We start from the raw sequence: 13,980 nt of genomic DNA on the forward strand, positions 1-13,980 counted from the left end.
AGAGAGAAGGTTTAGAGTGTTCAAAGGTTTGAAGCCCATCCTTTATGGCGGGCGTGAAGTTTGGCCGCTGGTCGAAGGCGGCAAGGGCGTGTCGGCGACCAACCATATGTCGAGCGGCGCGTGGGCCGCGGCGGGTGGCATCGGCACCGTTTCGGCGGTCAATGCCGACAGCTATGACGCCGAGGGCAAGATCATCCCGCAAATCTACCGCGCGTTGACGCGCAGAGAACGCCACGAAGAGTTGATCCAATACGGCATCGAGGGTGCGGTCGCCCAAGTCGAGCGCGCCTATGACGTGTCGGGCGGCAAGGGTGCGATCAACATCAACGTGCTGTGGGAAATGGGCGGCGCGCAGCAGATTCTCGAAGGCGTGCTCGAGCGGACCAAGGGCCTTGTCGCCGGCGTCACCTGCGGCGCGGGCATGCCTTACAAGCTGAGCGAGATCGCTCAGCGGCACAATGTGCTCTATCTGCCGATCATCAGCTCGGCGCGTGCGTTCCGCGCGCTGTGGAAGCGCGCCTATCACAAGGTGTCGGACCTGCTCGGCGCGGTGGTCTATGAGGACCCGTGGCTCGCCGGCGGCCACAATGGCCTGTCGAACGCCGAAGATCCACTGGTGCCGCAGGATCCCTATCCGCGCGTCAAGGCGCTGCGCGACACGATGCGCGCCGAGGGGATTTCGGACGATGTGCCGATCGTGATGGCGGGCGGCGTCTGGTATCTGCGCGACTGGGAAAACTGGATCGACAATCCCGAACTCGGCCAGATCGCCTTCCAATATGGCACTCGGCCGCTGCTGACCGAGGAAAGCCCGATCCCGCAAGAATGGAAGGATCGCCTCCGCACACTCGACGACGGGGACGTGCTGCTCCATCGCTTTTCGCCGACCGGTTTCTATTCGAGCGCGGTGCGCAACCCGTTCCTGCGCGACCTCGAAGCGCGCTCGGAACGCCAAATCCCCTATTCGAAGCAGGAAGCGGGCGACCATATCGTCCAGCTCGACGTTGGTGTGAAGGGCAAGAATTTCTGGGTCACGCCGCACGATAGGGCGCGCGCGCGCGACTGGTTTGCCGAAGGCTATACCGAGGCGCTGAAGACCCCCGACAATACGGTCGTCTTCGTGACTGAGCCCGACAAGGCGATGATCCGCAAGGATCAGGCCGATTGCATGGGCTGCTTGTCGCATTGCGGCTTTTCGTCGTGGAAGGACCATGACGATTATTCGACCGGCTACCTCGCCGACCCGCGCAGCTTCTGCATCCAGAAGACGCTGCAGGACATCGCGCACGGCGGCGACGTCGAACAGAATCTGATGTTCGCCGGCCACGCCGCGTTCAACTTCAAGACCGATCCCTTTTATTCGAACAATTTCACCCCGACGGTGAAGCAGCTCGTGGATCGGATTCTGACGGGGGACTAGGACACTTCCGCCATTGCGAGCGTAGCGAAGTAATCCAGAGCGGTATAGGCAGGGACCGGCGACCCCTAGGCCCACCCTTCCAGCACCTGGTCGGGCGGGCGGTGGCCGTCGCACCAGGCACGGATATTGGCGATGACCTTCTCGCCCGAGGCTTCGCGGCCCTCGATCGTCGCCGAGCCGAGGTGCGGGAGCAGCACGACATTGTCGAGCGCGAGCAGCGCGGGGTCGACGGCGGGTTCGTGCGTATAGACGTCCAGCCCGGCGCCCGCGATGCGGCCCGTCTGCAGCGCCGCGATCAGCGCCTTTTCGTCGATGATCTCGCCGCGCGCGGTGTTGATGAGGTAGGCGGTCGGCTTCATTGCGCCGATGCGCGCCGCGCTCACCATCTCGTTCGTTTCATTGGTGTGCGGGCAGTGGATCGTGACGACGTCGCTGATGCGGAGCAGCGTGTCGACGCTCGCATGATAGCTCGCGCCGAGTTCCTCCTCGATCGCTTCGGGCAGGCGCTTTCGGTTGTGATAATGGATCGAGAGGCCGAAGGCGCGGGCGCGCCGTGCGACCGAGAGCCCGATGCGCCCCATGCCGATGATGCCGAGCAATTTGCCGCCGACCCGGTGGCCGAGCATCGTGCTTGGTGCCCAGCCTTCCCATTTACCCGATCGCATCAATTTCTCGCCCTCGGCTAGGCGGCGCGGGACGCTGAGGATCAGCGCCATCGTCATGTCGGCGGTGTCTTCGGTAAAGACGCCCGGCGTGTTCGACACCATGATGCCCTTGGCGCGCGCGGCGGCGAGGTCGATATGATCGACGCCCGCCCCGAAATTGGCGATCAGCTTCAGCCGCTCGCCCGCCGCGGCGATGACCTCGGCGTCGATCTCGTCGGTCACGGTCGGCACGAACACGTCGCAATCGGCGACCGCGGCCTTGAGTTCGCCGCGGGTAAAGGCGCGATCATGCGCCGACAATGCGACGTCGAACAATTCGGCCATGCGCGCCTCGACATGTGGCATCAACTGGCGGGTGACGATGACGCGCGGGCGCTTGGGGCGAGATGAATCAGGCATGGCGCCGATAGAGCGCGCCCGCGCACGGCGGTCAAGGGCCGCGGCGCGAAAAAAAGGCTGGGGATGAACGCAGCCTTTTGCGCGGTGAGCGGTTGAAATGCGGATATGAGTTTGACAAGGCAAAGCGATGACCAGCCGCCATATATTCGCCGCCGCCGTGCTGATGGCCAGTGTGGGACCGGCCGCCGCACAATCCCAATCCGATGTCGAAGTGCCCTATTGGGCGTCGATCAGCGTCGACCAGGCGCGGATGCGCAAGGGGCCGTCGCCTCATGTCCCCGTGATGTGGGAGTATCGGCGCAAGGATTTGCCGGTGAAGGTCGTCGCGCGCCATGAAAACTGGCGCAAGGTCGAGGATCCTGACGGGACGCAAGGCTGGATGGCGGCGCGCCTCTTGAGCCGCACCCGCACCGCGATCGTCACCGGCGAAATCCGCGCGATGCGCGAGGACGCCAGCGTGTCCGCAGCAGTCGCTTATCGCGCTCAGCCCGGCGTCGTCGGCCGGATCAGCGATTGCAAGAACGGCTGGTGCCTGTTCGACGTCCAGGGCCGCAAGGGCTGGATCCAGACCGACCATATCTGGGGCGATTGATCGGCCAATACGAAAAGGGCCGGACGATCGCTCGTCCGGCCCTTCCTGTCTTTAGCGGTTAGCGCCACCGGAAATGGTTGCGATAGACCCGCACGACCTTGCCGCTGCGCGTATTGACTAGCAGAAGGTCGTTATAGTGGCGGACATAGGTCAGGCTGCGACCCGCCCGCGGCACGCCCCAGCGGCTGTCCCAAGCCGGGCGATAGGCCGGTGCGTAATAGCTCGAACGGAGCGTCGAGCCGACGCGGAACTGCTGGTAGCGGAAGGGCGCGCGATAATTCTGGTAGCGCGTATCACGGCGCCAGTCGCGGACCTCGTCGCGATAGTCGCGCTTCGCATCGCGATATTCGCGGCGTTCTTCGCGGACGTCGCCGCGATCGCCATAACGCTGTGCGTCGCGCAGCTCGCGGCGTTCTTCGCGCACGTCGCGGCGCTCTTCGCGGATATCGCGGGTCTGTGCCTGCGCGACGGCCGGAACCATCATCGCGGCGATCAGGCCGGCGGCGAGAAATTTGGTCTTCTTCATTGTGCCATTCCTTTTTCATCCGTCAGGGGGAGGGGATCTGCCCGATGACAAGAAATGGTCTAGGCGATTCGATTTGAACCGACCCAGAATGCCGCGTTTATTTTCAGGTCATTACTGTCGCAATTTGTCGTGACCATAACGACGAAATGGCGCCCTCTCGCGACGGCGCCATGCAACTTTTCGCGGTTTCCGATTTAGAGCAGCTCGATCGCCACAGCCGTCGCTTCGCCGCCACCGATGCACAGGCTGGCGATGCCGCGCGTCTTGCCGTGACGCTGGAGCGCGGCGATCAGCGTCGTGATGATGCGCGTACCGCTGGCGCCGATCGGATGGCCCAGCGCGGTCGCGCCGCCGTGGACGTTGATCTTGTCGTGCGGAATGCCAAGGTCGTGCATCGCGAACATCGCGACGCAGGCAAAGGCCTCGTTGACTTCGAACAGGTCGACGTCGCCGATCGACCAGCCGGCTTTCGCCAGCACCTTGTTGATCGCGCCGACGGGAGCGACGGTGAAATCCTTGGGCTCCTGTGCGTGCGCGGCGTGCGCTACGAGGCGCGCGACGGGCTTCGCGCCCTTCGCCTCGGCGACCGACTGACGCGTCAGCACGACGGCAGCGGCGCCATCCGAAATCGACGAACTCGTAGCAGCCGTGATCGTGCCTTCCTTGGCAAAGGCGGGGCGCAGCGTCGGGATCTTGTCAGGCATCGCCTTGCCCGGCGCTTCGTCGGTGTCGACGACGATATCGCCCTTGCGCCCCGTGATCGTCACCGGCGCGATTTCGGCGGCAAAGGCGCCGTCCGTGATCGCGGCCTTGGCGCGGCTCAGCGAAGTCAGCGTATAGTCGTCCTGCGACTGGCGGCTCAGTTGATAGGCATCGGCGGTGTCCTGCGCGAAGGTGCCCATCGCGCGGCCCGCCTCATAGGCGTCCTCGAGCCCATCGAGGAACATATGGTCATAGGCGGTGTCGTGGCCGATGCGCGCACCCGAACGATGCTTCTTGAGCAGGTAAGGCGCGTTGGTCATCGATTCCATGCCGCCCGCGACGATCAGGTCGACGCTGCCCGCGGCAAGCGCTTCGGCGCCCATGATCACCGTCTGCATGCCCGAGCCGCAAACCTTGTTGACGGTCGTCGCCTGCACCGACTTGGGTAGACCCGCCTTGATCGCGGCCTGACGCGCCGGTGCCTGGCCGAGCCCGGCGGGCAGCACGCAGCCCATATAGATGCGCTCGATATCGTCGCCCGAAACGCCTGCGCGCTCGACCGCCGCCTTCACCGCAGTCGCGCCGAGGTCGGTCGCGCTCGCGTCCGACAGGCTGCCCTGCATGCTGCCTATCGGGGTGCGCGCATAGGAGAGGAAGACGACGGGATCGGTGGCGGTCATGGCAAAAGACTCCGTAGGGAAAACTGGTCGGCGGCCCGATTAGCGGCTTCGCTGCAATTGCGAAAGGGGTAGGGCAAAGATGGGGAGAGCGTTTCAACTTGCAACCGGCCTTGCGACATGATCAAACATCGCCGCCAAGCATAGGGGAGACGGGTCATGGCCACCGCGATCAAGCAGGATCTAGCCGGCGAAACGGCGCGCATGCACGAGGTGCTTGCTGCGCAAAGGGCGAGCTTCACCGCAGCCATGCCCGAAAGCCTCGCCGTCCGCACCGACCGTATAGACCGTGCGGTCGCGCTGCTCGTCGACCATGCCGAGGAATTCGCCAAGGCGGTGAGCGAGGATTTCGGGCATCGTAGCCGCGACCAGACGCTGATGACCGATATCATGCCGTCGGTCAGCGCGCTCAAGCATGCGAAAAAGCACATGGCGAGCTGGGCGAAGGGCGAGAAGCGCAAACCCACCTTTCCGCTCGGACTGCTCGGCGCGAAGGCCGAGGTCGTCTATCAGCCCAAGGGCGTCGTCGGGGTCGTCGCGCCGTGGAATTTTCCCGTCGGCATGGTCTTCGTCCCGATGGCGGGCATCCTCGCCGCGGGTAACCGCGCGATGATCAAGCCGAGCGAGTTTACCGAAAATGTATCGGCGCTGATGGCGCGGCTCGTTCCCGATTATTTCGACGAGAGCGAAATGGCGGTGTTCACCGGCGACGCCGAGGTCGGCATCGCTTTCTCGAAGCTCGCCTTCGACCATATGATCTTCACCGGCGCGACCAGTGTCGGGCGTCACATCATGCGCGCCGCCGCCGATAACCTCGTCCCCGTCACGCTCGAGCTTGGCGGCAAGTCGCCGACCTTCATCGGGCGCAGCGCGAACAAGGATCTCGTCGGCCAGAGGGTCGCGCTCGGCAAGATGATGAACGCGGGACAGATATGCCTCGCGCCCGACTATCTGCTCGTCGCCGAGGATCAGGAGGGCGAGGTGATCGACAGCGTGACGAAGGGCGCGGCGGCGCTCTATCCGACCCTGCTCGCGAACGACGATTATACGTCGGTCGTCAACGGCCGGAACTATGACCGGCTGCAATCCTACCTCGCCGACGCGCGCGAGAAGGGTGCCGAGGTGATCGAGGTCAATCCGGGCGGCGAGGATTTCGCGAGCGCCAACGGCCACAAGATGCCGCTCCACATCGTCCGCAATCCGACCGACGACATGAAGGTGATGCAGGAGGAAATCTTCGGACCCGTGCTGCCGGTCAAGACCTACAGGAATATCGACGAGGCGATCGATTATGTGAACGCCAACGACCGCCCGCTCGGGCTCTATTATTTCGGGCAGGACAAGAGCGAGGAGGATCGCGTGCTCACGCGCACGATCTCGGGCGGCGTGACTGTCAACGATGTGCTGTTCCACAATGCGATGGAAGACCTGCCGTTCGGCGGGGTCGGGCCGTCGGGCATGGGCAATTATCACGGAGTCGACGGCTTTCGCACCTTCAGCCACGCGCGCGCGGTCTATCGCCAGCCCAAGCTCGATGTCGCGGGGCTCGCGGGCTTCAAGCCGCCCTATGGCAAGGCGACGGCGAAGACACTGGCGAAGGAGCTGAAGAAATAGCTCAATCCTTGCCGGCGATCCTGATCGGCTTGCCGAGCAGGGTCCTCACATAGATGCGCTGGACAAGGACATAGGCGACGACGGTCAGCGGAGCTGCGAGCAGGACGCCGAGAAAGCCGAACAAGATGCCAGCGGCGACCACCGCGAACAGCAGGACCGCTGGCGGCACGTCGACCGCCTGTTTCTGGATCATCGGCTGCAGGAAATTGCCCTGCAACTGCTGGATCGCGAGGAACAGCAGGAGCGTCCACAGCGCCGTCATGGGCGACACGGTGAAGGCGAGCAGCACGGCCGGGACGCCAGCGATGATCGGCCCGATCATCGGGATGACGTCGAGCAGACCGGCGATCAGGCCGAGACCGCCCGCAGCGGGCACGCCGAGCAGCGCGAGCCCGGCCCAGGTCAGCGCCGCGACGACGAGCGACGACACCGCCTGTCCGACCATCCACCCCTTCAATCCGCGCGCCGCGTCGTCGAGCGCCAGTGCCCCCGTCTCTTCCGCGCGCGCCGGAAGCATGAGCAACAGCCCGCGCCGATAAGTCGCAGGGTCGCTGGCGAGGAAGATCGCCGCGACGAGCACGAGCACGAAATCGGCGATGCCGCTGCCCGCCGCGAGGGCATAGCCGCCCGCTTGCGATGCGAGGCGCGAGATATCGTCGCTGCCCACTTCGGCCAACTCGCGCACGCGTTGCCCCAAGCCATAGCGGTCGAGAAATGCCTCGACGCCGCGCAGGGCTTGCGGAATCTGCTCGCGAATCGTGTCGACCTCGCGCGCCAGCTGCGATCCGAACAGCATGAAGGCGCCCGCGAAGATCGCGACGATCCCGGCGACCGACAGCGCCAGCGCGACGCCGCGGCCGATCTTCATCTTGCGGCAAAGCCAGCTCGCGATGGCGTCGAAGATCGCGCCGAGCACGACCGCTGCGAAAACGAGCATGAAGAACCGCGTCAGTTCGATCACCAGGAGCGCGACGCCGACCAGCGCTAGCACGATCAGTGTCGCTCCCGCGATCCGGCCTGCGCCGAACGCGGGCGGCGGAGCGCCGACGGGCCTCGTTTTGCTCTGCGGTCGGGCGGGCGAGGCGGCGGGCGCCGGCGTCTTTTCGGTCATCGCACCACCTTATCGGCGGCGATGTTTCGCGCAACCATATGCTTCACCGTGATTCACGCTGGACGCGGACCGTGCTTTTGTGGCAACGGCTCCGCGTCCACGGGCCCCTGTGGTGAAATTGGTAGACGCGCTCGACTCAAAATCGAGTTCCGCAAGGAGTGCTGGTTCGAGTCCGGCCAGGGGCACCAAGGCAATCGATCGCGGCGAACGCCTATCGCGCGACGAAGGTCAGCGTCGAAATGTGGTACGTCTTCGCGACGTCTTTGCCGCCGAGCGGGCGAACGCCCTCGACATCGTGCGAGATCGACAGCAGGTAACGGCCGGAGCCTGTCACGGGCACGTCGATGCGGCCCTGATCGTCGGCGGCGAAGCTTTTTTGCCAGCGGTCGGCGTTGATCACCGTCACCTTCGCGCCGGGAAGCGGCTTGCCCATCCAGTGGACGACGAAGCTGTTCGCTTCGGCAGCGGTTGGAACGATTTCGAGGTCGAGCGCCGACCGCGTTTCGGTGCGTCCGGCGCGCGCATAATAGATCACGCCTTCCCATTTGCCGCCCTCGGCCTCCCATGGCGCGAACACATTGTCGTCGGTCAGGCGGACGTCGTCCGTGCCGGTCACCGGCGCTTCGATATGGTTCGCGCGACGGACCAGCGCCGCCGGCTTCGCGCCCTCGGCCGCGATCAGGCGCGGGGCGGTCAGCTTGGAAAATTCGGGGTCGCCGGCTTCGGGGACCGGATCGGCGGGCTCGCCGAGATAGATGCGTGCGGGGCCGCGCGCATCGCGTTCAATCCAGACCTCGTGAGCCGCGGCAGGTGACGCAAGGAAGCTGAAAGCCATCAGCACGGCCAAGGTCTTTTTCATCGGGCGTCCTCTTTCAAATATGCCGAAGCGGCGGTGGGGCTGCGGGGCAGCCCGTTGGAGGGTGTGTGTGACCTTGAACGCCATCTATTGCAAACGATTATTATTAGCTTGCTATTGCGACCTATTCGCTCTAGCTGCCGCCCTTAATTGAGATTGAGTCGCAAAAAGGGAAATGCCATGACCGTCCGAATGATCGCGCTCTGCGGAGCAGCCACGCTGGCTCTTGCCGCCAATCCGGCTTGGGCGGGCGAGGGGGCGGACGATGCCGCGTTCGCTGACGCAGCGGCCGAAGCCGATGCGGGCGCCGGCGAGGACGCGATCGTCGTCACCGGCTATACCGGAACCAAGACCGATACTGCGCTCACCGAACTGCCGCAGCCGATCAAGGTCATCACCGCCGAGCAATATGAAGCGCAGGGCGCGATCAGCATCAGCGACACGGTGAAATATGCCGCGGGTGTGCTCGCCAATCCTTATGGCCGCGACACCCGCGTCGACGGCTTCAACGTGCGCGGGCTCGATGCGCTGCAATTCCGCGACGGGATGCGTGACATCTTCAGCTACTATGCCTCGATCACGTCGGACCCCTATAATTTCTCGCGCGTCGAGATCGTACGTGGCCCGGCCTCGGTGCTGTTCGGGCAGGGGTCGATCGGCGGCCTCGTCAACCTCGTCAGCAAGACGCCCGATTTCGACACGCGCGGCGAAGTGAGCCTCGTCTATGGCAGCTTTGACCGCAAGGAAGTGCTGGGCGACATCAACCTCGCCGCCTCCGACACGCTTGCCGTCCGCTTCGTTGGTCGCGCGCGCGATGCCGACACCTATGTCGACCACGTCCCCGACGACCGGGTGATGTTCGCGCCCTCGATCCGCTGGCAGCCAACCCCCGACACTGACGTCGTGCTGACCGGCCTCTATCAGGAGGACGACACCGGCTCGACCTCGCAATTCCTGCCGATTGTCGGCACCTTCCGCCCCAATCCCGTCGCCGGCGAGCGGCTCGACCGCTACACCTTCGTCGGCAAGCCCGGCTGGGACCGCTATGCCGGCCGTTCGCTCCAGGGCGGCGGATCGATCACCCACCGCTTCTCGGACAATGTGCAGCTCAGCCTCAAGGCGCGCTACATCGACAGCGACCTCGAATATAAGACTCACTATGCCGACAGCTATACGAACCCGCAGGACCCCTTCTCGGTCTATGGCACCGACGGGCGGACGATCGGCCTTTATGCCGACGCCAGCGACGCGCGGATGAACGTGTTTTCGACCGACAATAATCTCCAGTTCAATTTCAATACCGGCGCCGATATCGAGCACAAGCTGCTCGTCGGTGTCGATTACAGCTGGAACAAGGTGCAAAAGCGGGGGATTTTCGGCTTCGAGATCGTCGATCTCTACGACATCGATGGCGACGCGCTACTCGCCTACGAGCCCAGCGGCGACTTCGTCGCGGAAAGCCAGAAGCAGCTCGGCGTCTATGTCCAGGACCAGATCCGCTTCTTCGACCGCGTCTCGGTTGTGCTCGGCGCCCGCCGCGACCGCGTCACAGGCTCTTCGGGGCAAAAGGACAATGCCACCACCTTCCGCGCCGGCATCATCGGCGAGATCGGCGCGGGCTTCTCGCCCTTTTTCAGCTATACCGAAAGCTTCCTGCCGGTCGCCGGCCGCATCGAAAATAGCGACGGCAGCTTTGGCGATCCCTATGTCCCGCAAACCGGCACGCAGTACGAAGCGGGCATCAAGTGGCAGCCGACGCCGAATACCCTCGTCACCGCCACCGCTTTCAAGATCAAGGAACGCAACCGCGTCCTCTATCTCGCCGCCGGCGGCACTGCCCAGTCGGGCGTGCTCGACACCAAGGGCTTCGAAATCGAGGCCAGCCACACGCTGCCGGGCAATTTCGAACTGCTCGCCAATTACGGCTATGCGAAGCTCAAGTCGGAAACCAACACCAGCCTCGACTATATGCCGCGCCACACCGCGTCGCTCTGGTCGACCAAGACCTTCGGGCTTCCGGAAGAAGCGCAGCTGCGTCTCGGCGGCGGCGTCGTCTATAGCGGCAAGAGCGTGTCGACGAGCGATGTCTGGTCGATCGTCACGCCATCGCGCACGACGGTCGACGCGCTGGCGGAAATCAACTGGAACAATTGGCGTTTCGCGGTCAACGCGACGAACCTGCTCAACAACAAATATTTCGCTTCCTGTCTCGCGCGCGGCGACTGTTTCGTCGGCGCGCCGCGCAATGTGATGGGAACGGTCGGTTATCGCTTCTGATACATATGGGATGGGCGCGAGGCTATTGCGAGTCAGTCGCAGTTTTGCGATAGGGACGCGATGAGCAGAGCGGTCCCAAAATTGCGCGGCGCGGGTGCGCGCGGCATTGCGGCGCGTGTGGTCGCCGCGGTGCCGCTCAACTATGCCGTAACGAGCGCGCTCACCATGCTCGTCGCGCGACTTCTGCCGGGCGATGCGGCACAGGCGTCGATCGGCGCGACCACGCTTTCCTTTGCGATTTTCGCAGGCCTTGCCATGACCGCCTTCGCGGTCCGCTCGGTCGCGAAGCTGTGGCTCGGCCTCGTTGCCACCGGACTCGTCGCGGGTGCCGCCGATTGGGCGCTGATCGCGGTCGGAGGCCGGCTGTGAAGAGCGGCTTCCGGCAATCGATGGCGTGGCTGCACACCTGGACCGGGCTGCTGCTCGGCTGGCTGCTGTTTGCGATCTTCGTGACGGGGACATCGGCCTATTTTCAGGAAGAAATCACGCGCTGGATGACGCCCGAAGTGCAGAGTGTCCCGGCCGACCGGGCGAGCGGCTTCGTCGCGGCGACCGAGTGGCTGAAGCGCGAGGCGCCCGGCGGCAGCGAATGGTCGATCTATTCGACGGGAAAGCGCGCCGCCGGCCTGCAGCTTTATTGGGTGAACGGCCCCGAGGCTCCCGCCGATGCGCCGACCAGCGCGCGGCTCGACGGCACAGGGACCAAGGTCTTCGCCCGCGAGACGCTGGGCGGATGGTTCCTCTACCGCTTCCACTACGATCTTCATTATCTAAACTGGTATTGGGCGCGCTGGCTGGTCGGCATCGCGGCGATGGCGATGCTGATCGCGATCCTCAGCGGTATCGTTACGCACAAGAAGATCCTGACCGATTTCTTCCTGCTACGGCTCGGGAAGGGCCAGCGGAGCTGGCTCGATGCGCATAATGCGTCGAGCGTGCTGTTCCTGCCTTTCATCCTGATGATCACCTATACCGGCCTCGTCAGCCTCGCGACACACTATATGCCGTGGGGCATTGCCGCCAATTACGCCAATCAGGACAAATATTTCGAAGCCGCTTTTCCCTGGCCCGTGCCGGCGGAAAAGACGGGGCCTGCGCCGCTTGCACCGATCGGGCCGATCGTCGAGCGCGCCGAACGAAGCTGGGGAGTCGCCGCCGGCAGCGTACGCATCCTCAACCCCGGCGATCGCTCGGCGCAGGTCATCGTGACGAGCGCGCCCGATGCGGGCATGTCGGTTCGCTTGCGCTCGCTGACCTTCGACGGGGTAACGGGCGTCCCGGTCGGTGCGTATGACCCCTCGGGCGCCGCGACCGCGACCGAGGGCACGATGATCGGGCTCCATGCCGGCCGCTTCGCCTCGCCTTGGCTGCGGGCGCTCTATTTCATGTCCGGGCTGGCGGGCTGCATCATGGTCGCGTCGGGTCTGATCCTCTGGACGGTGAAGCGCCGCGCCAAGCTTCCCGATCCCGATCGGCCGCATTTCGGCTTCCGGCTCGTCGAAAAGCTGAACATCGCGGCGATTGCGGGTCTGCCCTTCGGCATGGCCGTTTATTTCCTCGCCAACCGCCTGCTGCCGCTCGGCATCGCCGACCGCAGCGACCAAGAGATCGACACCATGTTTATCGCCTGGGGCGCGGTGGCGGTATGGGCGCTGGCGCGGCCCGCGCGGAACGCCTGGCTCGAAACATTGTCGGCAACTGCGCTTGCGTTCGCGTCGGTGCCCGTCGTCAACGCCCTGACCACGGATCGGGGCTTCTTCACCAGCCTTGCCGCGGGCGACAGCGTCTTTGCCGTGTTCGACGGCGCGATGATCCTTATTGCCGCCGGCTTTGGTTGGGTAGCGCTGAAAGCTGCGCGGAGGGGCAGGGCGCAAGGCGGCAGAGCCATGGCGCGCCGTTCGCCCACCGATGCGATACCGGGCGTGGAGGCGGCATGATCCATGCTCTGCTCTTCCTGCTCGCCTTTTCAGGTTTCGTGCTGCTTTGCGCCGCGCGCGACCGGCACCAGCGCGATCTTCTGGGCCGCAAGCTCCCCGCAGGGGCGACCGCCCGTCTGCGCCGGGGCGGCTTGTTCCTCCTGCTGTCCGCTTATCCGGTGGCGGGCCTCGCGCTCGGTTGGGGTTATGGCGCGATCGAATGGCTCGGGCAGCTTAGCGGCGGCGCACTGCTCACCGTTCTGCTTCTCAACCGCCTGTCGGCCCGCGGAACCGCCGGCCGCTGATCCTGCGAACGAAGGCGTCGTCGGCCGAACTGGACGCGTTTCTTCGCGAACTCTAAGGGATTCATGCCCTTGGCGGTTCGGGAGAGGCTGGCAGGTTCGATGACACATAAGCGCGCCATCATCATATCGGCGGAATTCGCCAGCTTCGTCGGGCGCGGGCGCGTCGATCCGGCGTGGCTGCCGCCCGAGCCGATCGTCATCGGCTTCGGCGATATGGGTGAACCCGCGGTCAGCATATTGGCGAGCGAGAATGTCGATCACGGAGCGGGCGGCCATATTCTGCTGTTCGCGATCAGCCGCGCCGCCTGCCTGCGCATGTTCGGCCTGCTGCCGAGTGTGGCGGAAAGCTGGTATCTTTCCGCCGACCTGCGCGAGCTTGGTCGCGCGCTCGTCGCGGTCGAGGGGGAGAGCGAAGTGGCGGGCATGCTCCGCATCGCGCGCAGCCTCGAACTGCTCTGCCGGCTGTTCGAGGCGCTCGAAGAGCATCGGATGGTCGAATTTCACGGCAAGACGTCACTGAGCGAGATCGATGCCAAGCGCGTCGCTGCCGCGCATCAGCTGGTGAGCGAAAGCTGGCGCGAGCCATTGACCGTGGCGGAGGTCGCGCGGCGGTCGGGGCTCGGCAAGGCGAAGCTGACGCAGGGTTTTCGCGAGATGTATAAATGCACTGTTGCAGAGGCGGTGAGCGAGCGACGGCTGTCACACGCGCGCACCTTGCTTTCGCTGAGTGACCTTCCCATTTCCAGCGTCGGCTATCGCTGCGGCTATCAAAGCAACGCCAGCTTCACGCGCGCCTTCGTGCGCCGGTTCGGCACGACGCCGACCGACTTGCGCCGACGCGAAAAGGGGCAGCATGGACCGGCTGCGCCTTTGCCGTGATGCCTGTCGTGGTTTCCGAGAAGCGCCGGTGGAAGTTTCAT

The 13,980-nt window shown here is 64.7% G+C and carries 13 protein-coding genes and 1 tRNA gene; 9 read left to right on the forward strand and 5 right to left on the reverse strand.

Going from position 1 to position 13,980, the window contains the following annotated elements; genetic code table 11:
• The first annotated feature begins 16 nt into the window (after positions 1-16).
• On the forward strand, positions 17-1,420 hold the full coding sequence (locus OVY29_RS03560) for an NAD(P)H-dependent flavin oxidoreductase (protein ID WP_037557071.1): 1,404 nt from the start codon (positions 17-19) through the stop codon (positions 1,418-1,420).
• Positions 1,421-1,485: 65 nt separating this feature from the next.
• Here OVY29_RS03560 and OVY29_RS03565 read toward each other — a convergent pair whose 3' ends face one another.
• A complete protein-coding gene (locus OVY29_RS03565; protein ID WP_313910942.1) occupies positions 1,486-2,484 on the reverse strand; it encodes a D-glycerate dehydrogenase in 999 nt (332 codons plus the stop codon).
• A 127-nt stretch (positions 2,485-2,611) separates the two neighbouring features.
• Between OVY29_RS03565 and OVY29_RS03570 the strand changes: the two genes are divergently transcribed.
• Positions 2,612-3,076, forward strand: a complete 465-nt coding sequence (locus OVY29_RS03570; RefSeq protein WP_037557070.1) for an SH3 domain-containing protein — start codon at positions 2,612-2,614, stop codon at positions 3,074-3,076.
• Positions 3,077-3,134: 58 nt separating this feature from the next.
• On the opposite strand, the gene OVY29_RS03575 is transcribed toward OVY29_RS03570, so the two are convergent.
• A complete protein-coding gene (locus OVY29_RS03575; protein ID WP_037557069.1) occupies positions 3,135-3,602 on the reverse strand; it encodes a hypothetical protein in 468 nt (155 codons plus the stop codon).
• Positions 3,603-3,796: 194 nt separating this feature from the next.
• A complete protein-coding gene (locus OVY29_RS03580; RefSeq protein WP_313910943.1) occupies positions 3,797-4,984 on the reverse strand; it encodes an acetyl-CoA C-acyltransferase in 1,188 nt (395 codons plus the stop codon).
• A gap of 156 nt (positions 4,985-5,140) precedes the next feature.
• On the opposite strand from OVY29_RS03580, the gene OVY29_RS03585 reads away from it, so the two are divergent.
• Complete coding sequence (locus tag OVY29_RS03585) at positions 5,141-6,595, forward strand: coniferyl aldehyde dehydrogenase (protein WP_313910944.1); 1,455 nt, start codon at positions 5,141-5,143, stop codon at positions 6,593-6,595.
• A 1-nt stretch (position 6,596) separates the two neighbouring features.
• Here OVY29_RS03585 and OVY29_RS03590 read toward each other — a convergent pair whose 3' ends face one another.
• Positions 6,597-7,706, reverse strand: a complete 1,110-nt coding sequence (locus tag OVY29_RS03590; RefSeq protein WP_313910945.1) for an AI-2E family transporter — start codon at positions 7,704-7,706, stop codon at positions 6,597-6,599.
• A 103-nt stretch (positions 7,707-7,809) separates the two neighbouring features.
• Between OVY29_RS03590 and OVY29_RS03595 the strand changes: the two genes are divergently transcribed.
• Positions 7,810-7,894 (forward strand) — tRNA-Leu (locus OVY29_RS03595).
• Between the two features lie 23 nt (positions 7,895-7,917).
• Here the strand turns inward: OVY29_RS03595 and OVY29_RS03600 are convergent.
• The gene (locus OVY29_RS03600; RefSeq protein WP_313910946.1) at positions 7,918-8,565 is read right to left on the reverse strand and encodes a DUF4198 domain-containing protein; all 648 of its coding nucleotides are present in this window, start codon (positions 8,563-8,565) and stop codon (positions 7,918-7,920) included.
• Positions 8,566-8,742: 177 nt separating this feature from the next.
• Here OVY29_RS03600 and OVY29_RS03605 point away from each other — a divergent pair, with 177 nt between their 5' ends.
• The 5 genes from OVY29_RS03605 (at position 8,743) to OVY29_RS03625 (ending at position 13,939) form a co-directional block, all read left to right on the forward strand.
• A complete protein-coding gene (locus tag OVY29_RS03605) occupies positions 8,743-10,839 on the forward strand; it encodes a TonB-dependent siderophore receptor (RefSeq protein ID WP_313910947.1) in 2,097 nt (698 codons plus the stop codon).
• Positions 10,840-10,899: 60 nt separating this feature from the next.
• Complete coding sequence (locus OVY29_RS03610) at positions 10,900-11,208, forward strand: hypothetical protein (protein WP_052182427.1); 309 nt, start codon at positions 10,900-10,902, stop codon at positions 11,206-11,208.
• Positions 11,205-12,776: a PepSY-associated TM helix domain-containing protein gene (locus OVY29_RS03615; protein ID WP_313910948.1), complete on the forward strand. Its 1,572-nt coding sequence runs from the start codon at positions 11,205-11,207 to the stop codon at positions 12,774-12,776. Before OVY29_RS03610 ends, OVY29_RS03615 begins: the two co-directional genes overlap by 4 nt.
• Positions 12,773-13,060: a DUF3325 domain-containing protein gene (locus OVY29_RS03620; RefSeq protein WP_037557061.1), complete on the forward strand. Its 288-nt coding sequence runs from the start codon at positions 12,773-12,775 to the stop codon at positions 13,058-13,060. The genes OVY29_RS03615 and OVY29_RS03620 overlap by 4 nt, the downstream gene beginning before the upstream one ends.
• 99 nt (positions 13,061-13,159) lie before the next feature.
• The gene (locus OVY29_RS03625; RefSeq protein ID WP_313910949.1) at positions 13,160-13,939 is read left to right on the forward strand and encodes an AraC family transcriptional regulator; all 780 of its coding nucleotides are present in this window, start codon (positions 13,160-13,162) and stop codon (positions 13,937-13,939) included.
• The last annotated feature ends 41 nt before the right edge of the window (positions 13,940-13,980 follow it).

Source organism: Sphingopyxis sp. SE2 (assembly GCF_032227185.1).
Lineage (GTDB): Bacteria > Pseudomonadota > Alphaproteobacteria > Sphingomonadales > Sphingomonadaceae > Sphingopyxis.